Here is a 22,965-nt window from a genome sequence, read left to right as displayed (position 1 = left end):
ATACGATAAAATTTAATTCTTTTTTCCGGTGTAATGATCTGCCGGAGATTACTTCCGGGATATTCAAAAGAACAGGATTAATTTTTGTCTAATTACGATTAGAATTAATCATGATTAGATAACTTTAATTTTCAATGCAACGGTTCCCTTTTTTCTAGTGGAAATCTTAAATATATACTATAATCCTGGGTTTTTGAAAAGATATTGACTAATTTCCTTTATTATTCAGATCTGAAAGTATCTTATGAATTGACGATTTTAAAAGTGGAAGGTCAGAAGAAACAACGTTCCATACAGCATCCAAATCCACACCCATATACCGATGAATGAGAATATCACGAAATCCGGCAATATTTCGCCAAGGAATATCGGGATATGAAGATTTTACTGAAGGAGAGATATTTTTTACCGCTTCACCAATTATTTCCAGATTTCGAATGACTGCATCCTGAACTATTGGAGAAATCATGAAATCATTCTGTCCTTTCTCAGTATACAACTCTATTTTAGCGATAAATTCAAGAATTTGAAGGAGGAATATCCTGCTGTCTTTCACAATGGAACAGCCTCCTGAATTACCTGGTTTTTGATATGATTATTCAATCCTTTTTCAGTAACTATATCGACTTTGCGATTCAGGAAATCCTGAAGATCATACATCAGCCCAATATGATCGATTAAACTTCTTCCAGGTTCAAACTCTACAAGAAGATCGAGATCACTATCAGGGGTTTCTTCGCTCCGGATTACTGACCCAAAGATCCGGATGTTATAGGCACCATGCGAGGAAGCTATCTCCAGTATTGCCTTTTTTTGGGTTACTATTTCCCTATATAGACTCATATTTTCACAACATAAAAGATCAGGAGCAATTTTTCTTAATTTTTTGTGAAAAATTATTCAATGTTTTAACGTTCTGAAATGTTTACCGATACTATGAATCTAATTTTCTGTGTAAATAAAGAATCACATTCTTTTCACGTATATTAATCTAAAGAGAATAGATATAAATCCCATATTTTCATCTGATTGGATAGAATAATGTTGGAAAATAATTTATGAATTTCACGTTGAAGCATACACTATTATACTACTTTCTGCTATGATCTCCCGAAAAACCGGGTTTCTTATTGCATTTTCCTCAACCAAATCAATCGGAAGATTAAATATTTTTTCTAGAGCAGATTCAAGGCCAAAATACTCATGCATGTATTGAACAGGATCCATATCATGAAAAGTAACCAGAATGTCAATATCACCCGGGTTTCCTTTTTCGGTTAATACTGAACCGAAAACTGCCAGTTTCTCAACCCGATGGCGAGTGCATGCTTTCTGAATCGTTGAAAGATGTGATATTACCTTCTTATTGAGTTTTGGCAGGTTTTCTTGTTTCATATGAGATCCTGATTATCAGTAATATTTCATTTTATATGACATTATCAGGCAATAAAATATCTCTCAACAGGTTTACTAGCGAATTCCTATCGCACCTTCAACATGAGAGGAACTATCAATACTTAAAAAACCAGAAGAAACTTTTGATCACCTCATTTCAGAACTTATTTCGGAGAGACAAAACTGGATCTCATCAGACATGTGCGAGATGTCGCTGAAAATGGTGATTTTATTTTCCTGGATGAAGCTGAAGAGTATTGGAAATAATGAAGGTTGAAATCGAGAGAAACGCCTACGATTATGTCAGGAATCTTCCGGAAAAAAATCGGGGGATCATTCTCAGTTATCTTCGGAAACTTGAAGAACCCTTACAAACACAAGGAATTGAACGATTCGCCACAGATGTATACCGAATGCATGTTGGGCGAACAGATACAATATTATTTTCCAAACTTTTGGATTGTGATGTTGTCAGAGTAACCGATATTTATCCAATAGGTGTTGTTCATAAACGGTACAATAAGATATATCTGAACGAGATTCCTGATTGTAATGAAGTCAGTTCTGTAATCTGATTCATCCATGTGTTATTATGAGAAGAAGGACAATTGAGAGTACAATTATATAATCGCACCAGGTCTGGTGGGAGATAATTTCTCTCGTTACACAAAATATCAGGACATCCCTATGAAAAAGAAGGAAGAAGTCATCTCCGTATTGAAAGAAAAACGATCTGATCTCATCCAGAAGTATCATATCACCCGGATTGGCATCTTTGGCTCGGTCATACATGATCTGACCGGGCAGGGAAGTGACATAGATATTCTGGTTGATTTTAGTGATGATGCCAGCCTTCTTGATCACTCGGGATTAAAGATTTATCTTGAAAAAATTTTTGGGGAACCTGTTGATGTAGTTCCTGAACGTGCAATCCGGGCAGAAATTAGGAATCCCATTCTCTCTAATGTTGTGTATATCTGAGAAACCCTCATCTCTTCCTTCAGGACATACTCGATGCCTGTAATGGGATAGACCGGTTCATTGGGTCTCTGTCACTGGATGATTTTTCAGATGATGACAAAACCATGAGTGCAATTCGTGATCAGATTATGATTATTGGAGAAACTGTAAAACAGATTCCTGATGAGATGACGGAGAGACATCCGGAAATCCTGGGATGAGATAGCAGGAATGCGGGATGTTCTAATCCATGGTTACTTCAGAACTGATGTCAGGTTACTATACAAAACAGCCACCCGGGATATCACTGAATTAAAACCTCATATTCAGACCATGCTGGATGAATTGAATAAAAATTGAATAATCTATGTAATAATGTAAGATAGATAAGTTACATAAGTGAAGGATATAATGGCGAAAGATATCCGGTATATTCAACGACTTGCAAATTATCAAAAAGCCCTTATTATTTTAAAGGAAGGAGTTGATCTCTATTCAACTCGTCCACTTTCAAATATGGAGAAACAGGGATTAATAAAATCATTTGAATTTACTTACGAACTTTCATGGAATCTTTTGAGAGATTACTCATTATATCAGGGATATCAGGAGATCAGAGGGTCTCGTGATGCTATCCGTCAGGCAATAGCAATGGACCTGATATTTGATGGTGAAACCTGGATGAACATGATTGAAAGCAGAAACAGTACGGCACATACTTATGATGAGAAAACCGCCAATGATATTTTAGAGAAAATTGTTACTGAATATTATCCAATACTATTGAAATTAGAAATAAAAATGAAGGGCATTGCAGATGCTGGTTGATTCTTCTACAACAGGTCTTTCAGATGTTCAAATATCACGAATCAGGTCAGTATTTGGATTATACCCAGGGATACGACAGGCTATTTTGTTTGGTTCACGTGCCATGGGGTTGCATCGGTATGGATCAGATATTGATATCGCAATAGATTCAGATGAAATAACTTTTAACGATCTTCTCCATCTTAAAATGTTGATCGATGATTTGAATTTACCATTTAACGTTGATCTGATACATATCCAGCGTATAGAGAATACTGATCTCCTTGATCACATTCATCGAGTTGGTAAAACTCTGTATACCCGGGATAACTCCTAAAAATCCAATAATTAGAGACTTGAATCATCGTTTACCAATATTAAAAAAAATAGGGTGTAAAAGGGATTTACTCTTTGGATCTTATGCCTGGGGAGACGAACATACAGATAGTGATATCGATATCCTGGTTGAATTCAATTCAGGGAAAGGTACCTTTGATAATTTCATTCTTTTTTTCCCAAAATCAGGAATTGTTGATTTTATAATTCCCTCTCTTTTCCAGAGTTTGGCCTGAACAGATAATTCATGGGTGAAAAGCAAAGTCGCAGGGGGCGGAAATATTTACGAATATACTTGTGATCGATGATCAATCAGATTCAGATAAACAACTTGTTTTGATTCTACTGGAGTGAAGATAAGTCGATATCTTCCGGATATATGAGTAGATTTTTTCCCTTTCAACGATCCTGATAGCCAACCGCCGGTATGAAGTGGGTCTTCCTAGAGAAGTATGAGGCGTTTTTGAAGTTCAATAAGAAACTCCCTATTCTGTCTCAATGACCTTAGGGATTCAAGAAAAGTATCAGTTCGAATTAATTCCCAACTCATTCAGAGTCCAATTCAGCCAGAAGATCATCAATTCCATCGATCGACTTGAGGTTTCCTTTTTTTATATCATCATCACTTTTTTAAAGTGCCTGCATAGTCTCATGGTTGGAAAGGATCTCTATAGTATCAATAAATGGTTCGAGTTCCTCTTTTGTTACCATGTGCTCTTCAATAGAGAGCAGTTTATTATAAACTTCCTGGATTGTAACAGAACTCATTATTCATATTATATTCTTCCTGAAGGAATATCTTTTTGTAGGGTAAAACAATTAGGTCACATCTTGATGTCGAATAATCGAACAGAAAAAATTTCTTTTGAAAAATGATCCTCTCTTTAATTTGAGAGAATATTTCAAGGTAAGATTTTGAATAACAACAGGATATAGATTTTCTGGGTATTGGCCTAATTTATTCTGAACATGGTGGGAGTTTACAAGCGAATTCCTATCGCACCATCACATTAGAGGCAATTATCATCTCACCCCCATACTCAGCCGATTCCCGAAGAGACTCGCCTGAAGCAAAATTTCGCCAGGTTTCTCAATCCATTTTACCGGTCTTAACACAATTCCCCAATTTTTGTTATCGTTCCCCGGTGTGTTTTTACAACAATACCTTCAGACACAAGTAAGGCACGAGCAGCATAAAACATGGCACAATATACTCCGGAAACAGCATCCTCATAAAATCCATCAGAATTGAGGAGAACTGCAGCATCAATTCTTATGTGCTTTTAAATTAAGAGAATGAACCTCTCCTTCAGGCAACTATGACACCATCCCTCGACAGTTCCCTGAAAAAAAGAAATCCATTTCGCTCCCTAAACAGAGTTTCTGTTGTAACTTTAACTGATAATAACCCTCCTGTTTCCAGAAATAGATCAAAACCCATTCCTATGATCTCATATTTGGTATCAAACGAATTATCCGAAGTGATTACCATCAATTCCACATTTGAGTCCGGAGTTGCTTCCCCACGGGCATACGATCCAAAGAGGATTACTTTTTTTATCTTTTCGCCAAATCTCCCCTGAATCCTGGCAGTAAAAAAATTGATTGCATGATTTACGGTATTGTCCAGGGATATTTCTTTCTCTCCTGAAAATATCATGGATTCTTTCATTTATCCCTTCTATAAATGGTTCTCTAAACCTTTTGTTCTCTATGGATCAAAAAAAGGTATCATGTAATATTATATCGTTAATTCAACCGTCCCGTCTTCAGACACCGTTATTGTAAACCGGATGGGATCTCCTGCAGATATCCGGACCACTACACCGGTATCCGGATCGGTTGTCAGTTGGTCGGGCTGGAACACGTATTCGTACCTCCCCGGATTATCCGGAATGGTCAGAGAGAATGATGATTCATACTGGTTCGGTGCTTTATACCCGACAGTATTTTCTCCAATCGGCCGGGCAAGGAGATTTTCCGGAGAGAGTGAGATTTGTGTTTCCGGAGACAGGGTCTCGGTACCGGTGTTTTCAAGCTGTAAAGTAACTTTCCCGCTGCTTCCGGGTGTTGGCGATGTTGGATTGAATGACACACCGGTGAGTACGATGTTTACCGGAGGTGAAGACGAGAGAGAAGAATCAAACGGTGTATTGAGATTTTCGTTATTAGGCTCTGTGTGAAAATCAAGTGATAATATTCAATCAATATTCGGGATTATTTTCCTAAATGATTTTTGGGTAGAGATTTTCATTTCGTTCAAAAATATGGGATCCAATAAGTCAAGTGATTTTGGAAGTCACATTTCATATCACTTGATAAATCGACAGAGCCGAATTTTGTCTTATAATTAAAAAGGATTTATCAATTATGATTTCCGGGTGAATATATCCTCAAGTTTTTTTATTTAATACCCTACAGATTTTACTCCATATTCTGCTTGTTGTGGGGTAAATCCTTCATATTCAAGTTGCTTTCGTAATCCATCTCGTGAAAAGGATGAGTAGTCTAAGTATTTTTTTGCCATTAACGCGGCCTGTTCATTCCAGTCAGCATAAGATTGTTCAACTCCGTATTCAGCTTCATTATTAGAGAATCCTTCGTACTCTAGTTGTTTAATGAGTCCCTCTTTTGAGAAGGCCGAGTATTCAAGGTAACTCAATGCCTTTTTAGCTGCGTTCTTCTCACCTAATGTGGCCTTATCCGATTGTTGCTCTATAGTAGGAACAGGTGTTTGGATCGGGGTCACTGTTGACTCTGAATTTTCCATTCCTTCAAGCTTTTTCAGGTACTCTGCAGCATTTGTCTGCCCGGATTTATCATTTGCAACAGCTTTTTCGAACAATTCCTTCGCTTCATCATTTTTGCCCTGGGATATCCGGAGAACTCCAAGGTTAGTATAAGCAAGGGCAGCACCCTCCGGATCTGCATCTATTGCTTTCTGGAAGGCTTCATCAGCAGCATCACCATTCTTCTTTAAAAACTCCACCGCTCCGATTCCGGTGTAAAGATCCACTACCGTTGTCCCATTGGCACCAGGTTTTGCCAGGTTGAATGCAGATAACGCTTCATCCAACTCTCCAAGAGCCGCAAGAAGCGAACCTTTCTTTACCATTGCTTCTGCATACATCACCGTATCTGCAACCGGCACATTGTCATAACTTGTCAGTGCTTCATTCGTCTTTCCGGTTTTTTCCTGCACAACGCCAAGATTTATCCATCCCCGTGCATAGGATGGATCAGCATCTACTGCCTGCGAATAGTATGAAATCGCCTCATCCGCCTTCCCGAGAGAAACATAGCAGGTTCCGATATTATTCAGGAGTGGAGCCTGCTCTGCTCCGGATACCGATTCAAGTTCCTGAGTAAATGCTTCTATGGCCCCATCATAATCACCAGCACTATAAAGGTCAACACCGGAAGCTGATACAAGGGAAATGGTACTTAAAACAAGGAACGATACGAAAATAAGATAGAGTAATACCCGAGGAATCATAACGGAACATTTCTAATAGACCATCTTAAGCTTTCTTATCCGGTCTTCAGAAAAAAAGGAGACCATCCTCATTAATCCAACAAAAATTCTCAAATTTTAGATATAACAGCAATCCATCAGAGTCATCTGATATATGTACCTGCCTAAAAAACCAGAGTAGTGAAATCATTCGTATCGTTCCTCTTATTGCATCCGGACACCAACATACTATTAAGGTGAATATATGTCAAAGCGGGCAGTAGATGCCGTATTTCAGGGACTATACCTCTTAACAGATATCCGGGGCATACTTCGGGACACCGTCCCAAGCCATACCCTCTCGGATAAACAAAAACAAGAGGCAGAAAAGATCATCGGCAAACTGGAAAAACAGATCTCAGTACTTAAGGAGGAACTACTTGCATGAACTGCGGTGAAGGAATAGATACACGGCAGATTGATGAACTCTACATCAACCTTGATCCCATTCAGGCCGGAGGAAGACTCACAACCGATGCAATGAAAGCAGTTCTCGCCTACGGAGACGGATACTCAGTCTGTGACCACTGCAACAAACCCTTCCGGCTTGACTATATATCAAAACCACCACTTGCAGAATTTCATAAAGACCTTGCAGCATTCGTAAATATGGATACTGCACGTCTTGTCCCCGGAGCGAGAAGAGGGTTTCAGGCTGTTGCAGATGCTCTCGTAAAACCTGATGACCCGGTGCTCCTGACTGCATACTCTCACTATACAGAATTCATCTCGGTTGAACAGGCGAGGGGAACGCCATTTGAAATTCCGGCAGATGAATCCCACATCATCACAAAGGATGCTGCAGCAGACCGGATAGAAGAAGTCATCCGGACAACCGGCAAAAAACCGGCACTCATGTTTGTCGAGCAGGTTGACTACCAGTATGGAAACCTGCACCCGGTGGCTGATATCATCAAAGTTGCTCACCAGTATGACATCCCGGTTCTCTGCAACGGAGCGTATACCGTCGGAATCATGGAAGTCGATGGAAAAGCACTGGGGGCAGACTTCCTTGTCGGTTCCGGACACAAAAGCATGGCAGCTCCGGCACCTTCCGGAGTTCTTGCAACCACAAATGAATGGGCAGAAACTGTATTCCGGACAACCAGGGTAAAAGGAGACCTCACCGGCAGGACATTCGGAATAAAGGAGGTCGAGATGATGGGATGCACCCTCATGGGCGTCACCTCCGTCGGCATGATGGCATCGTTCCCCCATGTGAAAAAGCGGGTGAAAGAGTTTGATTCTCAGGTAAAATATGTGAACCAGATTGTTGATGCCCTCCTTTCCATCGAAGGGACTACAGTCCAGAGTGAATACTTAAGAAAACACACACTCACCAGGATGAACACAACCGAATCATTTGACAAGATTGCAAAAACACATAAAAAACGGGGATTTTTCCTGACCAGTGCATTGAAAGAAAGAGGTATTACCGGAATCCTTGCAGGCTCTACCCGGGTCTGGAAATTTAACAGTTATGGCGTAACTGAAGAACAGGCAAAATATGTTGCAGATGCTTTTGTGGATATTGCAAAAGCAGAAGGACTCTCTTGTTCATCCTGATTGGATCTCCTCATTTTTTATTTTAATTATCGTTGCCTGACTCAGGATATCCCGGATAATTGAATTCATTGATAACTCATCCATACATGCATCAATCTGTCCGGCATCAGACTTTGTAACCGGACGGGAAGGCAGAACATGACAGGATGTATCTCCGGGTTCTGATGAAAATGACCCGATTTTTCTTGCCAGAGTGATAATCTCTTCTTTGTCATACCCGATAAGCGGCCGGTAAATTGGAACATCTATCCCAGCAGAAATAGGAGCAAGATTATGAAGTGTCTGGGTCGCAACCTGTCCAAGATTATCTCCGGTAATAATTCCATCGCATCCGGCCTCTTTTGCATACTCTGCAGCAAGTAGCAGCATCGCCCGCTTGCAGACCACACACCGGAGTTTTTGATCGGAAAGATCCATAAGTGCCTGAAATAATGGCTCGGCCTTTACTGTAACAAGTCGTAATTCGATGCCTGGAGTCCACCGGGAAAGTGCTTGCAGATTGCTTGTCAGGTTTTTAGAGATGTCAGTTCCACCAAACCTGCCTGGTGCAATATGAAGAAAGACCATCCGGACACCACGCTTCATCATAAGCCATGCAGCAACCGGAGAATCAATCCCGGCGGAGATAAGAGAGACTGCTTTTCCCTGGGTTCCGTATGGAAGTCCGCCTGGACCGGGAGTCCGGGTATCATAGACCATGCTTCCCCCTTTTCGTGCTTCAATAAAGACCTCGTACTCAGGATTTGTCAGGTCCACTTTCAGATCAGGGATTGCATCTATTATCCGTGACCCGGCCTCGGCTCCTAATTCCTGACTTGAAAACCCTTCAACTCCTTCCCGTCTGGCCCGGACTGCAAATCGTGTTGAAGGAGAGAGATGTTTTTTTGCAAGCAGGGCCGCCGCATCACATAACCCATCCATATCACTGGGGGTCATGGTGACCGGTGCAATGTCAATAATCCCGAAAATATGAGACAAAACTGGAACCAGATCAACGGGTGATTCGGTACTGACCAGAACCCTGCTCCGGGTGATAGTAATCGTTCCATCTATACCACTGGCCTTCAGAGCTGCCCGGATATTGTCACGGAGCCGGTTTAAAAACTCCCTGCGCACCGCTTCACTCTTTAAAAAGATTTCTCCGAACCGGACCATAACCACCTTGCGGGCATCCTGCTCCATCTTGTCAGTACTTTATTTTCTGTCCAAAAATGACTGTTGTAAAAGAGAGTCTGATGTCACCTGAGAATGAACAGCCGACAACCTCTTATGCCCGGTAAATCACAGGTGTATGTAATGGCTCCACGGAAAAAGAAGGACTCGTCATCAGCGCAAGAAGAAACCCCCATGAAGCTCTTCTATATCTTTTACAGTCAGGAGCGGTGGGATAACTGGATCAATTCCCTGCGTGAAGCTGACTTTGAAGGTGGCGATGAGGATGAGATGCCTGAAGGATATCAGTTACTGAACGGGTTTAACCAGGATATCTGCATTGAAGTTCTGAAGATCATCAAACTCAACCAGAACAACCGGTTCTCAAAAGATGAGTCAATGAACAAACTCATCGAGGTCGAGGAGATCATCATGGAACAGGAAGTCGATGAAGATATGATTGAACTCATTGCTCCAATGCACTTCCAGCTCCTGGCCCTGTTTGCTTCAGCAAAGAAATTTCTTGAGGGCGGATATAGTGATGACATCAAAGCTCTGGTCAAGAAAGGTCGCGGAATTAAAGAAGAAGATACCGATGAACTGCTTGCCGTCGCTGCAGAGATTGGTGCCAATGTCATAAATGGTAAGTCATGCTGTGGACGTTACATCAAAGATTCGGAAGATATGGGTGTCTTTGATGAATGGCTCATCCAGATTGAGAGCATGAACGAAGCCATGGGTACCCTCAAAAACTTTGATGAAGAAGCAGGCGAAGTTTCGTGATATCTGCCCGTGCAAGACTTCGATATCACAGACAGATAGGGAAATTAATAGGATACCGGCTTCCTGAGGGAGCATTTCATGGTGCTACCCTTGAAGCTCTTCTATCTGTTCCTTATGACTCCTTTGACCGGTCAACAAGGGAACAGATATTATCTTTTGTTAAGAGTTTTCTTAGGTGTAAATGCCAGGACAATCCATTCTGTGGCTGTCCGGAACGAAAATTTGTAAAAGAAATAATCGAACTGCGTGAATCCGGACTTGATCATATCCAGATAAGCCAGTATCTTCGGGATGAGTTTGGAATTGAAATTTATGCTGCAGATATCTTAAGTTACCTTGAAGATGCAGTCCATCTCCTTGAAGCGATTCAGGATGTAGCAAATCAGTTTCATGTCCCTAATATGCAGGACCTGGTAAGACAACATATCCAGGCAATAGAAAAAGGCATTCCAATCGAATCCTGATTCAAAGATCTCTAAAACTTTTTTTAAAAAATCTCTAATCCGGGATGTAAATTTAGAGAAAAGAAAAATTGTCGGTTACCCGACAATCTGATGTGATAATTACTCAACGAGAATGTTAAGAGTATAGGTGGTTTCGTTGCCAGTCTCTTCTTCCCATTCCTGCTTTTCGATACCAAAGAATGACTGTTCTCCGGCTCCGACAGCCTGAACGAACCATTCGTGGACACCGCCAACGCCAGTCATACCTTCTTCTGCTGCGTCCTGGGTGTAAGTATCATTTACCAGGGTAAGTCCCTCAGAAAGGGTAACATTCCAGGTGTAGCCGGTGGTCGGGTTTTCCGGGAGGGTTACAAGGACAACCTGATTCTCGGTCATGTTCAGAGCAGTGGTGTTCATGTCAGCAGTAACATTGAATGCTGGAACTTCTGCAGTGACTTCCTCAGTGACAGTCTCAGTTACTTCTTCAGTAACGGTTACTTCCGGTACAATTTCAGTTGCTTCTGAAACTGTCTGTTCGTCTGCAATACATCCGGGTGCCAGCAGAACTGCTGAAACCAGTAAGAGAAGGAACGCTACAATCCGATCCATGTCTTATTAAATTAACCTGGTAGAGTATGAATATAATGGTTCTGACATTTGAAACCGACATTTCCTTGAAAATAACGAGTTATGAAATTAAAAGAGCGGTCAGGTACAGAACAAATAACAAAACGAAGAAAACACGGGAAAAGATCGTCCGGACAATAGACAATTAAAAAAAACAATATTGTCGTATAGACAATATGATTCGAAATTTACTCTACAAGGATAGTAAGAGTGTATTCGCTTCCAGTCTCTTCTGAATCTGCCTTCTGCTCAACGCTCTTGATGGTCTGTTCTCCAGCTGCTACAGCCTGAACAAACATCTGGTGTAAAGCTGTTGCGCTCTCATCACCCTCGGCTGCATCAACGTGGGTCTCATTCAGGAGGGTAAGACCTTCTGAAACGGTTGTATTCCACTCATATCCGGAGGTCTCCGGGAGGGTTACAAGGACAATCTGATTCTGGGTCATATTCAGAGCAGTGGTGTTCATGTCAGCAGTTACATCGAATGCTGGAACTTCTGCAGTGACTTCCTCAGTGACAGTCTCAGTTACTTCTTCAGTAACGGTTACTTCCGGTACAATTTCAGTTACTTCTGAAACTGCCTGTTCGTCTGCAATACATCCGGGTGCCAGCAGAACTGCTGAAACCAGTAAGAGAAGGAACGTAACAATCCGATCCATGTCTCTCTAGGTTAACGCAATAGGGTATGAACTTACTGGTCAAAATCAGGAAAAAATCAGAAGTAAAGACATACTCAGACAAAAGAACAATGTTGCTTAAAGCATTTCCCCTGTTTTGACTGGCGCGTAATGAAAATGAAAAAAATACCGGAAAATTTATGGGATATATCCTGATCCCTTGTAAAAAGTATAGCTGAAAGTCCCTGTTTTTTCTGCAGAACTGGAGAGATCATTTATGCCTTCTTCCCATTCTACAGTTGTCATCAGACCTGCCGCAAGAGCCTGCTCTTTCACCCCTTTGATCATAGCAATAAATGTCTTTAAGGTAAATCCGTCAACCATTTCTGGTCTTCCTCCATCTGCGTACACTATTCTCGGAGTTACCCGGACATCTTTAAGACCGGCTCGGACTAGAATCGGATAGAGTTTCCTCCCGATACAGGCATCACCCCCGGCTTGTTTCTGTAGGATAACCTGGCACTCTATAGTCCGCATCGCCATGGTTGTTTCCGGATGAAAACAGACCGAACCATGATCTCCCTCTATCGCGGTGATGGTTCCACCGGGTTTTACCATCTGCATTACCCGTAAAATTGCTTTTTCAGGCTCTTTCAGGTGTTCAAGGACAAAACAGAATATCGCATGATCAAACATTCCGCATGAAAAATCCGCATCCATAATATCGTGATGAATGAATGTAACATTAGAAATACCGGCCTTTAAAATCCGCCGCTTTGCTTCATCAAGCGAAGATTCCGATATATCTACCGATGTAAAGTGAGAATCGGGATTTTGTTTAGCCAAAATACAGGTTTGTGCCCCGGTCCCGCATCCGGCTTCGAGAATCCGGCTTTTCGGAGGAAAAAAAGAATCATGATGAATAATAGACGTCAGAGTGTCTGCCTGGTCAAAGAGGCGTTGAGCTTCTACTTCAGAATAGCCATGAACATATGATTTCGACATTTCTCATGTCATTGTATCACGATTATTAGAATTGTTTCCGCTCGTAACAAAAGATGCCCCAAAAATTCGGAGTAAGATCACCCAGAAAAGGATTTCTCCATGACCAGGCAGTTGCCTTTGGGTGTTTCCTGGTATCTGACATCATCCATCAGTGAACGAATCAGGTATACCCCTAGACCTCCAATCTTGCGCTCATCAAGTTCTGCATCCACATCAGGAGAAGGGAGCGTTAGTGGATTGAAAAAGGGTGCTTCATCTTCTATCTCCAGGATCACCCGGTTATCATCCAAAGTAAATCTGACCCTGACAGGCCCCTCGGCACCTTTGTACCCATGTTTGAAGATGTTTACAACCGCTTCTTCAGCACAGAGCTGCATTGCATTTTCAATTTCAAAGGGAACTTGCTCTTCTGCCAGTATGTCAGATAAAAACTCAGACAAAATTGGTACTGCTTTTTTCGGATCTGATAGTTCGATCTGGTGTGTTGCCATGTATGCGCTATCGGAATAAGATTATCTCACGCACTAAACTGCTCTACAGCCCCTTCCATTGAGGAACAGATGGGGAATAATCTATCAAATCCGGTCATCTTAAAAACCTCTGCAGGTCCGGGTTGTAATTGTAAAAGTGCAATCTTCCCGCCAGCGGATTTGACTTTTTTCAGTGAGGCCAGGATAACACGAAGACCTGAACTGCTGATATAACTCAGATTCTCCATATTCATGATGATATTGATAACACCGGCATCAACTTTTTTTGTTAATTCTTCTTCCATTTTTGATGAGGTTGCAGCATCGACCCTTCCGGATATATCCAGAATGGTGATCCCGGAAATTTCCCGTTCAGTTATATTGAGATTGCATTCCATGTAACTCAGTTCCTGTTGTAATTACTATGATGTATGATCAAAACTCCATTTGCATAGAATTAATGATTTGTGAAAATACGATTGTCTCCGGAGGGAGAAAATAACGTGCTCCTGAATGAAACCTGGCAGGAAGTACCAGGAATGGAAAATGCCAGAATATTCCCCATTATCAGGAAGCCGGACGTGAGTTGCTCAAATGTTTTTATTCTGAATATCGGAGATTACCTGATAGTTATCGATACCGGGAACAGGCAGGATATTACAAACACCGTGTATTCAACCCTTATTTCTAAAACCATCGACAAAGAAAAACCGGTCATTATCATCTTCGGGCATGCGCATTTTGATCACATCTACCAGGGACTTGTTGACAGAAGAATAGAAGCAGTAGGAAATACCGTCTATGTATGTCATGCCCATGCAGAAAAACCCCTGATGGATGGAGATGCGACATATATCCAGTCGTCTCTTGTAGATCTTCCTGCCCCTCCGTTCAGAATAGATATCCCTCTTTTCTCTGAAAATCCCGACGAAAAAATAAAAATCGAAGAGTTACTCTCTGGTTTTTCATATATTACAGAACTCTACACGATTCAGGATACAATTTCATTAAGAAGCATCAGGCTCGTGTTTCCGGATAAACAGGAACTAATTTTCTGGGAGGTACCAGGTCATTCCCCTGACAGCATGGCAATTCAGGCAGGAAAAATGATACATGTCGGAGATATTCCTTTTGCAACAAATCCCGGGGTAGCGGGGATAGTGGGGTACAATCCCCGTGAACTTGACAAAACCCTGGAGCGGGTCAGATGGATACTCAAAAAAAGACCGGTATCAGTGATTCTCACCGGACATGGAAATGCCATCATTCCCGCACAGCTTCATAAAATTCTGGATAACAGCGAGAAGGAATTAAAAGCCAATCCGCATGTTGGAGTATTTGACAGAAAACGGGTGGATATCGCAATGCTCCATGGTATGGACCTTATTGATGAAGCTCACCGGCTTTTTCCTGTTATTGCTGGAAAGTTGATGGTTCTTCGGTACCATCTTGATGAACTGGAAGAACATGAAATTGCTGAAAGACTTGCAGAGATTATCCGGGACGATGAAATTGATCAGTTGCTTTCAAATTTTAATGCATTTTACAAGGCATATACAGAAGGTAAAAAGAAAGATATAGAAGTTGTCCTGAGAATACACCAAACTCTCCAGAAAATCCGTTCATGCCTTCCAAAACATGAGATGGAATGGATTGTCGATGGAACAATGCTCAGGAGATGTGAGAACCTGTGCGTAGATTTTTTAAGCACTCTTCAGGGAATTATTCCTTCTGCAACCATAACAGCGCTAGATCCGGTGGATCTTATCAGGAACTCTCGAAAAACCCGGATAACATCCCGGATAAGCGATGATGAATTATTAGAATCAATTGATGATGAAAAAGCCTATCGGAGAAATCTTATCTTAAGACTTTCAGAAAACCAGTGCTATGCAAATGCAGAAATTGCAATAAACCTACCCGAAAATCAGGTTTTTATTTACGCTGATTCGATGCGGCTATCTGATCTGTTTCATGCGATTATTGATTATTATGAAACCTACAATGCCCGGAAAATTACTTTCTTTATCTCATATCATGCAAATGATGCAATTATTTCTATAACACCGGATACTGGCTGCCATCCAGAACTCCCTCTCTCCCCATCTTTACTCAGGTCTGCGGGATATACAGGAGGGAAGGTTAAAAAAATTCCCTCAAGAGAAAAAGAAGAGATAATACTAGCGTTTCAGGTGGCACCCATCCCCTGACCGGCTTTAATTAAAATCAGGGTAATATCATCAGACTGTGGTGTTGTCCCGGTAAACTCCTTTACCGATGCCCTGATATCCTCGATCATTTCATCAGGTTTTTTATCACGACATTTCAGGAGAATTTCAGAGAACCTATCCATTCCATACTCTTCACCTGCACCATTCATTGCTTCGGTTATACCATCGGTATACAGTGCAACCAAATCTCCCTCTTTTAATCGGACGGTCACAGATCCAAGGTCAATCCCATCTATAATGCCTAAGGCTATTCCTTCAGCTTTCAGGAGGGTGATATCATTCTTTTTCTCCCGGGTTAACATAAGTGGAGGATTATGTCCTGCATTTACGTATGTTAACTCTCTCTTTTGCGAATCTATGACCAGGTAAAAGAGTGTTACAAACATGCTGGTTTTGGAATCACGACAGATGAGTGAATTCGCTTCTGTTATGGCACTTGCAGGATCACTCTTCCAGGTTGTACTAACTCTGATAAGTGTTCTGGAAAGAGCCATAAAAAGGGCTGCAGGGACACCTTTTCCGCTTACATCAGCGATTACCAGCCCCCATTCATCATCTCCGACCGGAATGAAATCATAAAAATCTCCTCCGACTTCAAGGGCCGGACTTGAAAATACTGCAAGTTCAATTCCGGGTATTTCAGGAATGGTATCCGGAAGGAAACTTTGTTGTATCCCCTGAGCAATTTCAAGTTCACGGGTGAAACGCTCTTTTTCCGCGGTAGTTCTCCGAAGTTCCAGAACGTAATTGCGAAGATCGGCAGTCATCCGGTTAAAAGTTCCGGCCAGATCCTCAAATTCATCACCAGAGGTGATATCTACCGTGGTCTGCAGGTCACCGGAACCTATCTTTTTAACCCCTTCGCTTAAAATTCGAAGAGGCCCGGTAATGAACCGGGAAAAGAATATTGCAATCGCAATTACTCCAAAAAAGAGCAGAATAAAACTGACTGTCAGAACATGCTGCAAAAATACCATCTGCTCGGTAATATGAGCATGGGTCTCCTCACTTGCATTCCGGATTACACCGCCGGTAATTTGTGCAGGAGCAATGATATCCTCAACCGGAACAACAAGTCCGATACTCCATCCCACACTCTTCACCGGTGCATATGCAATGTATTTTTCCCCTTCCATGAACCGGCACCGGGTAACCCCCGAAAGCCCTGCAATCATATCACGGGTGATATTTCTGAGATCACTATTCGAACTCTCAAGGAAGTTTTCCGTGTTATATGATTCATCCCACCTGGTGCTTCCGGCTGAAAGACCAGGCCTTGATATCACATCTCCCTTTTGATTAATGAGAAACGCATATCCGTCTTCTCCAAGCTGGGTGGTAATAATCCGGTAATTAATTGTTTCAATGGTAATATCTGCCCCGATAACCCAGGTAAGGTTTTGTTCAGGGTTTTCAAGTCTTTTAGAACAGGTAATTGTAAGCCCGTTTCCAAGTGCATCTACGTATGGGTCTGACCAGACTATTCCTTCATGACTGAGTGCTTCCTGGTACCATCCCCTTATCCGGGCGTCAAATGATGATTCAATCCGGGGAGTCCAGGGAAAAAAGAGGACCGGACCTGAAGATGAAGCGATATAAAGAGCAGTCAGACGATTGTCTGCATGGAAAAGGGGATTAAATAATGACTGGAATGAACTCAAATTTTCAATCTCATCCCGGACAGAATCAATAGACACTCCCTCCGGGAGATGAACTACCCCGACTTCTCCTGGTTTTGAGGGTTTTTCATCACGGAAATACCATCTCTCAGGAGTTGCACCAGTACCAGATATGACCTCTTTTCCTTCCGAATAGATGACATTCATTTCAGAGGTTATCCGCTCAAAGACCATATCAGAGATTTCTGCCTGGTCTGTTGCAAGACGCAGGAGATATGATTCAGCATCCTCTTCAAGGGCATTAGTACTTTCACCAATTGCCTGCTCTCCAAGGGCAAGACTTGAATCAGTGGCATAGTTTCCCAGATTTCCCATCATTATCCAGGACATTCCTCCAATGACTACAAAGATGATACTGGTCAGAAGAAGCATAACCAAAAGGAGCTTTATCGCTACTCCAAACCTCATATATTTCCACTCTCCGGACTTTCTTCAGTTATTAAAACATCTATTTTCAGTTGGACTATCTCCTGATTCCATGAATTTCCTCGGGGTCTCAGAGTTCCAATAAAGGTATTTTCTCCGGGGGCGATGGCTTTTACCATCCATTCACGTGTTCCGGACACTTCAACAGGAATATCCGCAGGAGATGGGACATACCGATCACCGGTAACATATAGTCCTTCAGTAACTCCGACACGCCAGTACCTTCCATCCTCCGGTGACCAGGGATATGAAACAAGCATGGTGCCATGAAGAGGCATGGTAATTTCCCTCGTCATCTCATCTGCATACACATCAGGAGACACCTCAAATGCCTCAGGTTTTATCGTATAGCCCGTGTTTGATTGCACGCATCCGGACAAAAAAACAAATAATACGAACTCCAGCAGCAATACAGATAACCAGACCATGTTATTTTGTTTATGGAAAGGTACCCGTGTATGCATAATAACCGGAGAGCGTTCGCTGTAATGAGATAAGTACCGTTTGATGTATTTCTGATTCGGCATATTACGACAAACCTATTTCCTGAGTCATCCTATCTTGTATTATGACCACCAGCCAGATACCTGACGTTATTGTACAGGCAAGGCCTCTTTCATCCGAGGGATCCATAATTCTCATCGGATTTCCGGGAAGTGGCCTCGTGGGAAGTATCGCACTTTCCTATATGGTTGACAAACTTGGATTTGATTTGATAGGAACAATGACAAGTAAATACTTCCCGCCGATGGCCATGATGTCGGATGGAGTGATCGCAGTTCCTGTCCGGATTTATGAAAAGGAAAAGTTTGTCGCTATCCTTGCAGATATTCCGATTCATCCCCAGATTTGTTATGAAGTAGCAAACGCAATCCTTGACTGGCTTGCAGCGTTTAAGATTGCAGAAGTAGTCACCCTGGCTGGTATCATTACAAACGAACCAGAAAAACGGGTTTTTTGTGTGGCTACAGATAAACCACTCCTAGACCGGCTTGGTGACTCAGCCATCAGGCTCCCGATTGGAAGTATATCAGGTATTGCAAGCAGTCTGCTGACAGAATGTAAGATAAGAAATATTCCGGGTATCGGGCTGCTTGGAGAGACTATTAATGCTCCGGATCCCCGGGCGGCTGCGGGAGCAATCGGGGTTCTGAACAGCCTCTATGATCTGCAGATAGATACAGCCGGATTAATAGAACAGGCTGAAGAAATTGAGGCTCAAATGCACAGGCTTGCAGAAGAAGTGCAGACTGCAGAAGAACAACCGATCAGAAAAGATCAGCAACTTCCGATGTATGGGTGATAACCATGGAATGCATAGCTCTTACCGGGATTTTTCCGAAGGTTATCGAAGAACTCAGGAAAGGAATTCCAAGAACCGTAGAAGTGACCAGCGCTCACAATGTCATATCACTAGCACAGGTGAGTCCGGGATCTCAGATTTTTCTGACATCCATCGATTGCGAGGATCTCGCTGTCAGTGATACAGGAATTGTTGTCGAAGTAATCTCTGTCGTGGTAACGATGAAACATACCGTGGAATCCGGACATGGGTATTACATCATGGAACGTGAGAAACTAACCGCACGGTGCAAATTAAAATTCATTTCAAACACGACAATCCGGGCAAATGTGACAAAATGTTCAGTAACTGAGCCCAGAATTGTTGATGTGGTACGGCCGGTTGCCTTCCATGCAGGGTAAGCCCCGCCCTCATGATTTTTGATACCCGGATACGCTACTATTATCAGGTATAAATGACAACAAAATAAGGCTCAACTGTTATGGGCCTGTGGCTTAGCCAGGATATAGCGTCGGGCTTCTAACCCGAATGTCGGGGGTTCGAATCCCTCCAGGTCCGTTATAACTTTTTTAAAAAAAATTACTGGTATCTGCTGATATGCAGCACTTCATCATAGAAATGATACCGTGTTCCATCAATAAAACTGACATTTGCAGCAATTCTATCCATACAGTTATTAGTTGCAGTAAATGTCACTTCATCTCCGATCATATTTCCAAGATTTTTGGTCTCTGCAGAGCCATCAGGACCGATTCTGCTCACTTGTAACGTTTTTATCATATTCTGACCAAAACCTCCTCTGAACTGAACCTCAATGGTACTGATATCCACATTTGCCTGAATTATTACCGATTTGTTCTGCGGTATATCCTGTACAGGGTCTGGATTCATCGCAGGTGATGCTGCAATTTCTGCACAGGGATCAGTATAGGGAGAATAATCTGCCGGACAAATTCCGGAAATATAATGCATTTTTTCGTTAAGGAACGCATAACTCTGCCCATTCAGGTAATATGAGGTCCCCATAACCTGGTCGCCGCATCCGGACCCCTGCAAAACCACGGATTCACCAACGACATTCCCTAAAACGCCGTTCACTTTCGTCCCATCAGGATAAATTACATTTAGATTTATCTTTTTGAGCAGACTCTGACCTTTACCGCCCCTGAAAGTCGCGGTGATAGATTTGCCTTCCTGGTCAAGTTGTACTGACACAGTCAGGTTGGAAGGAACGTCATCCGTCCCGAGTGATGGTGACGATTCTGCAATTTCTGTTGCCAATGCAGAAAAAGCAGGGACAGCAATCAGAATTAGCAGACCACAAATGAACAGTTTCCATCTTCTCATATGAAAAAGCATATGAGAGAATCCTACTGCTACCTATTTCAAGATTATGAAATAGAAAAAAAGGTGAGTACACCTGAAATAATCCGGTTATTCTATGATGATATTTTTAATATCGTGTTCACGGAGGGCAAGCATTTTGGAACGATCCAGGTTTTTCCCCGATTTTCCAATTGCTCGTCCCCGGTCTTCATCCCGGATAACAACATGGGCAATCTGGTCCCCATGATAATCTGAAAACTGTACCTCTTTTACCTGTGCCGGATGAAAGCAGTTCCTGATGAACTGGGCAGGATCGTCCGAGTACTCCACCGCTTCGATCTTTTTCCCGAAGGATTCAGAAGCTTTTTTAATATTCAGACCTTTTTTCCCGATGGCAAATCCCATATCTCCGGGATTGATGATGAATATCAGTCGTTCATCTTCACCATCGTCAATGACATCACGACTTCCTGCCCCAGTCAGACGCTCAAACTGAGCGATAAGAGCGATGGTCTCTTCATTCAGGACTACTCCCATAGGGCCTCGTTACCGTGCAAGAGTTAGAATGTCAGAATCACCGGACTCTTCAATTGCCAGTGCGCTGACCATAAATGGTTTACCGCATGCACGACCAAGCTGGACGCCTGAACCCTCGAATTTGAAGGTCTTGAGTCCATCCTTTCCTGCAACATAACCTGCAAATTCGGCAGGGCAGTTGCCCGCAACAACTACAAGTTTCGCAGTTCCGCTTTCTATACTCTCTTTTGTCTCATTCTGACCGAGGATAACCTTCCCCGTCTTAATTGCACGCCGAAGCGATGTATTGAAATCCATATCAGATACCCCTATACTTTCTGCTTTACTACTAATTTAACATCCCCTGTTCCGAGCTGGATCGGCTGACCCACAATGACATTTTCAGTAACACCACACAGTATGTCTGACTCGTGTGCTACTGCCGCATCCAGGAGATGATTCACGGTGACTTCGAATGCTGCTCGTGAAAGAACAGACTCTTTTTCACCGGCAATACCATGACGACCGATCTGTTTTACTTCCCCTTCCATGCACATCATATCAGAAACCAGCATGATATGACGCACATCAACCATGATACCCTGTTCAGATAAGGTTGCAAGAGCTTCATTGATGATTGCATTTCTGGCTGCTTCAACACCCAGGACCTGGGAAATTTCATTAATGTTGTTTGTCCTGGTTCTGGTTGTATCAACACCACGAATTGCAAAGACGTCTTTTAAATTTGAACCTTCAGTGTAGAGAATATACTCACCGGATTCTTTCCTGACCACCACACGCTCGATATCATCGATACCCTGAACAATGACATTCCGAACATGTTCTTTCAGCTGGAACAGGTTCTGATAACTTCCCCGGTCCTTGGGAAGGAACACAAGTAATCCTTCAGATTCATTAGTTTCATAATCAAAATCACGATAGTGCCGTCTTTCACGTATCTTTTTCGGTCCGATTTCCAGGATGTCACGAACAGAGATTTTTCGTTTGTCACAGACCGCTTTGTTGATATGAACCACGATCTGCATATTTGCCATATCGGTGGTAATATCCCCAAACTCCTGGAGAGGGGCCGCTTCAATCTGCCATGATACCTGTCTGGCCTTATCACGGTCAGTGGAATACCCTTCCCGGAGGAAGATGGTCATGGTTGGAGTGGATGGTTCCTTTCTCGCATCCATGATCTCAATCAGACGTGGCAGACCGAGCGTTACGTTAATTTCAGCGACACCAGCGTAGTGGAAGGTACGCATCGTCATCTGGGTACCTGGTTCACCAATCGACTGGGCTGCGACAACCCCGACTGCTTCACACGGTTCAATCCGGGTATGTTTGTACTCCTTAACCATCTGGGCAAGGATCTTTGCATAATCCTCATCGGAAACGATCCGTGACGGGGTAGTAAGTCCGTCGGTCTCGCGTGAGATAATAATCCGGGCAAGAGTTGTATTGGTCCGGTGAGGGAGACCTATGGCAATCAGTTCAAAAAACCGTTTTGATAACCGCCCGATGACCTCTTCATGTTCAACAAGATCGGTCAGGGGGGCAAGGTGATCACGAAGTAATGCACGGAATTTGTCCTGTTCAAACCGGTTAAGGGCTTCAAATGCCACTGCATCAACCCAGTCCGGAATCTTAATCTCTTCTTCAGGGACTATTTTGCGGACAGTGAAGACCTCCTGTTCCATATCGACAGGAAGAGGAAATGTCTGCATAACCCAGGACTCAAAATCTCCTTTTTTGAGAAGATCGGTCAGAAATACCGTGTATTGCTTCTGAGTCAGACGGAAA

At 42.5% G+C, this 22,965-nt stretch carries 34 protein-coding genes and 1 tRNA gene; 15 read left to right on the top strand and 20 right to left on the bottom strand.

All coding sequences use genetic code 11. The features are described 5' to 3' along the window. Positions 1 to 208: 208 nt before the first annotated feature. From DLD82_RS16135 to DLD82_RS16125, 3 genes are all read right to left on the bottom strand, one after another. Complete coding sequence (locus tag DLD82_RS16135; protein WP_109942155.1) at positions 209 to 556, bottom strand: HepT-like ribonuclease domain-containing protein; 348 nt, start codon at positions 554 to 556, stop codon at positions 209 to 211. Further along, entirely contained in the window at positions 553 to 843 is a 291-nt protein-coding gene (locus DLD82_RS16130; protein WP_109942154.1) for a nucleotidyltransferase family protein, read from the bottom strand. Before DLD82_RS16130 ends, DLD82_RS16135 begins: the two co-directional genes overlap by 4 nt. Before the next feature lie 222 nt (positions 844 to 1,065). After that, positions 1,066 to 1,395, bottom strand: coding sequence for a nucleotidyltransferase family protein (locus DLD82_RS16125; RefSeq protein ID WP_109942153.1), 330 nt, complete (start codon positions 1,393 to 1,395; stop codon positions 1,066 to 1,068). A 266-nt stretch (positions 1,396 to 1,661) separates the two neighbouring features. Here DLD82_RS16125 and DLD82_RS16120 point away from each other — a divergent pair, with 266 nt between their 5' ends. The 7 genes from DLD82_RS16120 to DLD82_RS16095 all read left to right on the top strand — a co-directional run bounded on the left by DLD82_RS16120 (position 1,662) and on the right by DLD82_RS16095 (position 3,734). Further along, positions 1,662 to 1,970 (top strand): hypothetical protein, encoded by a 309-nt coding sequence (locus DLD82_RS16120; RefSeq protein ID WP_109942152.1) that lies wholly within the window; start codon positions 1,662 to 1,664, stop codon positions 1,968 to 1,970. A 112-nt stretch (positions 1,971 to 2,082) separates the two neighbouring features. After that, complete coding sequence (locus DLD82_RS16115; protein WP_109942151.1) at positions 2,083 to 2,376, top strand: nucleotidyltransferase family protein; 294 nt, start codon at positions 2,083 to 2,085, stop codon at positions 2,374 to 2,376. Continuing rightward, positions 2,373 to 2,576, top strand: coding sequence for a HepT-like ribonuclease domain-containing protein (locus tag DLD82_RS19460; RefSeq protein WP_342764578.1), 204 nt, complete (start codon positions 2,373 to 2,375; stop codon positions 2,574 to 2,576). The genes DLD82_RS16115 and DLD82_RS19460 overlap by 4 nt, the downstream gene beginning before the upstream one ends. A gap of 10 nt (positions 2,577 to 2,586) precedes the next feature. Continuing rightward, complete coding sequence (locus tag DLD82_RS19625; RefSeq protein WP_109942150.1) at positions 2,587 to 2,715, top strand: HepT-like ribonuclease domain-containing protein; 129 nt, start codon at positions 2,587 to 2,589, stop codon at positions 2,713 to 2,715. A gap of 51 nt (positions 2,716 to 2,766) precedes the next feature. Then, positions 2,767 to 3,183 (top strand): nucleotidyltransferase substrate binding protein, encoded by a 417-nt coding sequence (locus DLD82_RS16105; protein WP_109942149.1) that lies wholly within the window; start codon positions 2,767 to 2,769, stop codon positions 3,181 to 3,183. Next, on the top strand, positions 3,173 to 3,499 hold the full coding sequence (locus tag DLD82_RS16100) for a nucleotidyltransferase domain-containing protein (protein WP_109942148.1): 327 nt from the start codon (positions 3,173 to 3,175) through the stop codon (positions 3,497 to 3,499). The genes DLD82_RS16105 and DLD82_RS16100 overlap by 11 nt, the downstream gene beginning before the upstream one ends. Beyond that, positions 3,447 to 3,734, top strand: coding sequence for a nucleotidyltransferase family protein (locus DLD82_RS16095; RefSeq protein WP_342764577.1), 288 nt, complete (start codon positions 3,447 to 3,449; stop codon positions 3,732 to 3,734). Before DLD82_RS16100 ends, DLD82_RS16095 begins: the two co-directional genes overlap by 53 nt. Positions 3,735 to 4,128: 394 nt before the next feature. Here DLD82_RS16095 and DLD82_RS18735 read toward each other — a convergent pair whose 3' ends face one another. The 5 genes from DLD82_RS18735 to DLD82_RS16075 form a co-directional block, all read right to left on the bottom strand. Then, complete coding sequence (locus tag DLD82_RS18735; RefSeq protein ID WP_181391488.1) at positions 4,129 to 4,266, bottom strand: hypothetical protein; 138 nt, start codon at positions 4,264 to 4,266, stop codon at positions 4,129 to 4,131. A 341-nt stretch (positions 4,267 to 4,607) separates the two neighbouring features. Next, entirely contained in the window at positions 4,608 to 4,769 is a 162-nt protein-coding gene (locus DLD82_RS16090) for a HEPN domain-containing protein (protein WP_245920483.1), read from the bottom strand. A gap of 38 nt (positions 4,770 to 4,807) precedes the next feature. Continuing rightward, positions 4,808 to 5,170: a nucleotidyltransferase domain-containing protein gene (locus DLD82_RS16085; protein WP_109942146.1), complete on the bottom strand. Its 363-nt coding sequence runs from the start codon at positions 5,168 to 5,170 to the stop codon at positions 4,808 to 4,810. A gap of 69 nt (positions 5,171 to 5,239) precedes the next feature. Beyond that, the gene (locus DLD82_RS16080; RefSeq protein ID WP_109942145.1) at positions 5,240 to 5,593 is read right to left on the bottom strand and encodes a hypothetical protein; all 354 of its coding nucleotides are present in this window, start codon (positions 5,591 to 5,593) and stop codon (positions 5,240 to 5,242) included. Positions 5,594 to 5,905: 312 nt separating this feature from the next. Next, the gene (locus DLD82_RS16075; RefSeq protein ID WP_109942144.1) at positions 5,906 to 6,994 is read right to left on the bottom strand and encodes an Ltp family lipoprotein; all 1,089 of its coding nucleotides are present in this window, start codon (positions 6,992 to 6,994) and stop codon (positions 5,906 to 5,908) included. A 223-nt stretch (positions 6,995 to 7,217) separates the two neighbouring features. On the opposite strand from DLD82_RS16075, the gene DLD82_RS16070 reads away from it, so the two are divergent. Next, positions 7,218 to 7,400, top strand: coding sequence for a hypothetical protein (locus DLD82_RS16070; protein WP_109942143.1), 183 nt, complete (start codon positions 7,218 to 7,220; stop codon positions 7,398 to 7,400). Beyond that, positions 7,397 to 8,578 carry an O-phospho-L-seryl-tRNA:Cys-tRNA synthase gene (pscS, locus tag DLD82_RS16065; RefSeq protein WP_109942142.1) on the top strand — a complete coding sequence of 394 codons (1,182 nt, stop codon included), beginning with the start codon at positions 7,397 to 7,399 and terminating at the stop codon, positions 8,576 to 8,578. Before DLD82_RS16070 ends, pscS begins: the two co-directional genes overlap by 4 nt. On the opposite strand, the gene thiI is transcribed toward pscS, so the two are convergent. After that, positions 8,570 to 9,760, bottom strand: coding sequence for a tRNA uracil 4-sulfurtransferase ThiI (thiI, locus tag DLD82_RS16060; protein ID WP_245920478.1), 1,191 nt, complete (start codon positions 9,758 to 9,760; stop codon positions 8,570 to 8,572). The two genes, pscS and thiI, sit on opposite strands and share 9 nt — an antisense overlap. 114 nt (positions 9,761 to 9,874) lie before the next feature. Between thiI and DLD82_RS16055 the strand changes: the two genes are divergently transcribed. Next, positions 9,875 to 10,513: a DUF2150 family protein gene (locus DLD82_RS16055; protein ID WP_109942173.1), complete on the top strand. Its 639-nt coding sequence runs from the start codon at positions 9,875 to 9,877 to the stop codon at positions 10,511 to 10,513. Then, positions 10,510 to 10,977: a DUF5814 domain-containing protein gene (locus DLD82_RS16050; protein WP_109942141.1), complete on the top strand. Its 468-nt coding sequence runs from the start codon at positions 10,510 to 10,512 to the stop codon at positions 10,975 to 10,977. The genes DLD82_RS16055 and DLD82_RS16050 overlap by 4 nt, the downstream gene beginning before the upstream one ends. 99 nt (positions 10,978 to 11,076) lie before the next feature. Here the strand turns inward: DLD82_RS16050 and DLD82_RS16045 are convergent, their stop codons facing one another. From DLD82_RS16045 to DLD82_RS16025, 5 genes are all read right to left on the bottom strand, one after another. Then, a complete protein-coding gene (locus DLD82_RS16045; RefSeq protein ID WP_109942140.1) occupies positions 11,077 to 11,565 on the bottom strand; it encodes a protease inhibitor I42 family protein in 489 nt (162 codons plus the stop codon). 206 nt (positions 11,566 to 11,771) lie between these two features. Then, positions 11,772 to 12,242 (bottom strand): protease inhibitor I42 family protein, encoded by a 471-nt coding sequence (locus DLD82_RS16040; protein WP_109942139.1) that lies wholly within the window; start codon positions 12,240 to 12,242, stop codon positions 11,772 to 11,774. Between the two features lie 156 nt (positions 12,243 to 12,398). Beyond that, positions 12,399 to 13,205 (bottom strand): methyltransferase domain-containing protein, encoded by an 807-nt coding sequence (locus DLD82_RS16035; RefSeq protein ID WP_109942138.1) that lies wholly within the window; start codon positions 13,203 to 13,205, stop codon positions 12,399 to 12,401. Positions 13,206 to 13,282: 77 nt separating this feature from the next. Continuing rightward, positions 13,283 to 13,696, bottom strand: coding sequence for an ATP-binding protein (locus DLD82_RS16030; protein ID WP_109942137.1), 414 nt, complete (start codon positions 13,694 to 13,696; stop codon positions 13,283 to 13,285). A gap of 26 nt (positions 13,697 to 13,722) precedes the next feature. Further along, positions 13,723 to 14,073: an STAS domain-containing protein gene (locus DLD82_RS16025; protein ID WP_109942136.1), complete on the bottom strand. Its 351-nt coding sequence runs from the start codon at positions 14,071 to 14,073 to the stop codon at positions 13,723 to 13,725. Positions 14,074 to 14,178: 105 nt separating this feature from the next. Here DLD82_RS16025 and DLD82_RS16020 point away from each other — a divergent pair, with 105 nt between their 5' ends. Next, positions 14,179 to 15,885, top strand: a complete 1,707-nt coding sequence (locus DLD82_RS16020) for an MBL fold metallo-hydrolase (protein ID WP_109942135.1) — start codon at positions 14,179 to 14,181, stop codon at positions 15,883 to 15,885. Here the strand turns inward: DLD82_RS16020 and DLD82_RS16015 are convergent. Further along, entirely contained in the window at positions 15,864 to 17,993 is a 2,130-nt protein-coding gene (locus DLD82_RS16015) for a SpoIIE family protein phosphatase (protein WP_109942134.1), read from the bottom strand. The two genes, DLD82_RS16020 and DLD82_RS16015, sit on opposite strands and share 22 nt — an antisense overlap. Then, positions 17,990 to 18,379, bottom strand: coding sequence for a protease inhibitor I42 family protein (locus DLD82_RS16010; protein WP_181391487.1), 390 nt, complete (start codon positions 18,377 to 18,379; stop codon positions 17,990 to 17,992). Before DLD82_RS16010 ends, DLD82_RS16015 begins: the two co-directional genes overlap by 4 nt. A 200-nt stretch (positions 18,380 to 18,579) precedes the next feature. On the opposite strand from DLD82_RS16010, the gene DLD82_RS16005 reads away from it, so the two are divergent. The 3 genes from DLD82_RS16005 (at position 18,580) to DLD82_RS15995 (ending at position 19,872) form a co-directional block, all read left to right on the top strand. Next, positions 18,580 to 19,314, top strand: a complete 735-nt coding sequence (locus DLD82_RS16005; protein WP_109942132.1) for a proteasome assembly chaperone family protein — start codon at positions 18,580 to 18,582, stop codon at positions 19,312 to 19,314. Positions 19,315 to 19,319: 5 nt separating this feature from the next. Continuing rightward, positions 19,320 to 19,715, top strand: a complete 396-nt coding sequence (locus tag DLD82_RS16000) for a DUF473 domain-containing protein (RefSeq protein WP_109942131.1) — start codon at positions 19,320 to 19,322, stop codon at positions 19,713 to 19,715. A gap of 82 nt (positions 19,716 to 19,797) precedes the next feature. Then, a tRNA-Arg gene (locus DLD82_RS15995) sits at positions 19,798 to 19,872 on the top strand. Positions 19,873 to 19,893: 21 nt separating this feature from the next. On the opposite strand, the gene DLD82_RS15990 is transcribed toward DLD82_RS15995, so the two are convergent. The 4 genes from DLD82_RS15990 to rpoA2 all read right to left on the bottom strand — a co-directional run bounded on the left by DLD82_RS15990 (position 19,894) and on the right by rpoA2 (position 22,862). Next, positions 19,894 to 20,673: a hypothetical protein gene (locus tag DLD82_RS15990; protein WP_109942130.1), complete on the bottom strand. Its 780-nt coding sequence runs from the start codon at positions 20,671 to 20,673 to the stop codon at positions 19,894 to 19,896. Between the two features lie 75 nt (positions 20,674 to 20,748). Further along, positions 20,749 to 21,177 carry a NusA-like transcription termination signal-binding factor gene (locus DLD82_RS15985; RefSeq protein ID WP_109942129.1) on the bottom strand — a complete coding sequence of 143 codons (429 nt, stop codon included), beginning with the start codon at positions 21,175 to 21,177 and terminating at the stop codon, positions 20,749 to 20,751. A 9-nt stretch (positions 21,178 to 21,186) separates the two neighbouring features. Continuing rightward, positions 21,187 to 21,474, bottom strand: coding sequence for a 50S ribosomal protein L30e (locus DLD82_RS15980; RefSeq protein WP_109942128.1), 288 nt, complete (start codon positions 21,472 to 21,474; stop codon positions 21,187 to 21,189). A gap of 11 nt (positions 21,475 to 21,485) precedes the next feature. Continuing rightward, complete coding sequence (gene rpoA2 / locus DLD82_RS15975) at positions 21,486 to 22,862, bottom strand: DNA-directed RNA polymerase subunit A'' (RefSeq protein ID WP_394339586.1); 1,377 nt, start codon at positions 22,860 to 22,862, stop codon at positions 21,486 to 21,488. Positions 22,863 to 22,965: the final 103 nt, after the last annotated feature.

The organism is Methanospirillum stamsii (assembly GCF_003173335.1).
Taxonomy (GTDB): domain Archaea; phylum Halobacteriota; class Methanomicrobia; order Methanomicrobiales; family Methanospirillaceae; genus Methanospirillum; species Methanospirillum stamsii.
This window is presented reverse-complemented; position numbering and strand designations above follow the sequence as displayed.

Coding starts and splice junctions, on each gene's coding strand:
- DLD82_RS16070 (WP_109942143.1), top strand. CDS start 7,218: ATGTCAAAGCGGGCAGTAGATGCCGTATTTCAGGGACTATACCTCTTA.
- DLD82_RS16000 (WP_109942131.1), top strand. CDS start 19,320: ATGGAATGCATAGCTCTTACCGGGATTTTTCCGAAGGTTATCGAAGAA.
- DLD82_RS19625 (WP_109942150.1), top strand. CDS start 2,587: ATGCGGGATGTTCTAATCCATGGTTACTTCAGAACTGATGTCAGGTTA.
- rpoA2 (WP_394339586.1), bottom strand. CDS start 22,862: ATGGAACAGGAGGTCTTCACTGTCCGCAAAATAGTCCCTGAAGAAGAG.
- DLD82_RS18735 (WP_181391488.1), bottom strand. CDS start 4,266: ATGAGTTCTGTTACAATCCAGGAAGTTTATAATAAACTGCTCTCTATT.
- DLD82_RS16030 (WP_109942137.1), bottom strand. CDS start 13,696: ATGGCAACACACCAGATCGAACTATCAGATCCGAAAAAAGCAGTACCA.
- DLD82_RS16105 (WP_109942149.1), top strand. CDS start 2,767: ATGGCGAAAGATATCCGGTATATTCAACGACTTGCAAATTATCAAAAA.
- DLD82_RS16045 (WP_109942140.1), bottom strand. CDS start 11,565: ATGGATCGGATTGTAGCGTTCCTTCTCTTACTGGTTTCAGCAGTTCTG.
- DLD82_RS16040 (WP_109942139.1), bottom strand. CDS start 12,242: ATGGATCGGATTGTTACGTTCCTTCTCTTACTGGTTTCAGCAGTTCTG.
- DLD82_RS15990 (WP_109942130.1), bottom strand. CDS start 20,673: ATGCTTTTTCATATGAGAAGATGGAAACTGTTCATTTGTGGTCTGCTA.
- DLD82_RS16025 (WP_109942136.1), bottom strand. CDS start 14,073: ATGGAATGCAATCTCAATATAACTGAACGGGAAATTTCCGGGATCACC.
- DLD82_RS16035 (WP_109942138.1), bottom strand. CDS start 13,205: ATGTCGAAATCATATGTTCATGGCTATTCTGAAGTAGAAGCTCAACGC.
- pscS (WP_109942142.1), top strand. CDS start 7,397: ATGAACTGCGGTGAAGGAATAGATACACGGCAGATTGATGAACTCTAC.
- DLD82_RS16085 (WP_109942146.1), bottom strand. CDS start 5,170: ATGAAAGAATCCATGATATTTTCAGGAGAGAAAGAAATATCCCTGGAC.
- DLD82_RS16005 (WP_109942132.1), top strand. CDS start 18,580: ATGACCACCAGCCAGATACCTGACGTTATTGTACAGGCAAGGCCTCTT.
- DLD82_RS15985 (WP_109942129.1), bottom strand. CDS start 21,177: ATGGGAGTAGTCCTGAATGAAGAGACCATCGCTCTTATCGCTCAGTTT.
- DLD82_RS15980 (WP_109942128.1), bottom strand. CDS start 21,474: ATGGATTTCAATACATCGCTTCGGCGTGCAATTAAGACGGGGAAGGTT.
- DLD82_RS16055 (WP_109942173.1), top strand. CDS start 9,875: ATGGCTCCACGGAAAAAGAAGGACTCGTCATCAGCGCAAGAAGAAACC.
- DLD82_RS16120 (WP_109942152.1), top strand. CDS start 1,662: ATGAAGGTTGAAATCGAGAGAAACGCCTACGATTATGTCAGGAATCTT.
- DLD82_RS16125 (WP_109942153.1), bottom strand. CDS start 1,395: ATGAAACAAGAAAACCTGCCAAAACTCAATAAGAAGGTAATATCACAT.
- DLD82_RS16130 (WP_109942154.1), bottom strand. CDS start 843: ATGAGTCTATATAGGGAAATAGTAACCCAAAAAAAGGCAATACTGGAG.
- DLD82_RS16100 (WP_109942148.1), top strand. CDS start 3,173: ATGCTGGTTGATTCTTCTACAACAGGTCTTTCAGATGTTCAAATATCA.
- DLD82_RS16015 (WP_109942134.1), bottom strand. CDS start 17,993: ATGAGGTTTGGAGTAGCGATAAAGCTCCTTTTGGTTATGCTTCTTCTG.
- DLD82_RS16115 (WP_109942151.1), top strand. CDS start 2,083: ATGAAAAAGAAGGAAGAAGTCATCTCCGTATTGAAAGAAAAACGATCT.
- thiI (WP_245920478.1), bottom strand. CDS start 9,760: ATGGAGCAGGATGCCCGCAAGGTGGTTATGGTCCGGTTCGGAGAAATC.
- DLD82_RS16075 (WP_109942144.1), bottom strand. CDS start 6,994: ATGATTCCTCGGGTATTACTCTATCTTATTTTCGTATCGTTCCTTGTT.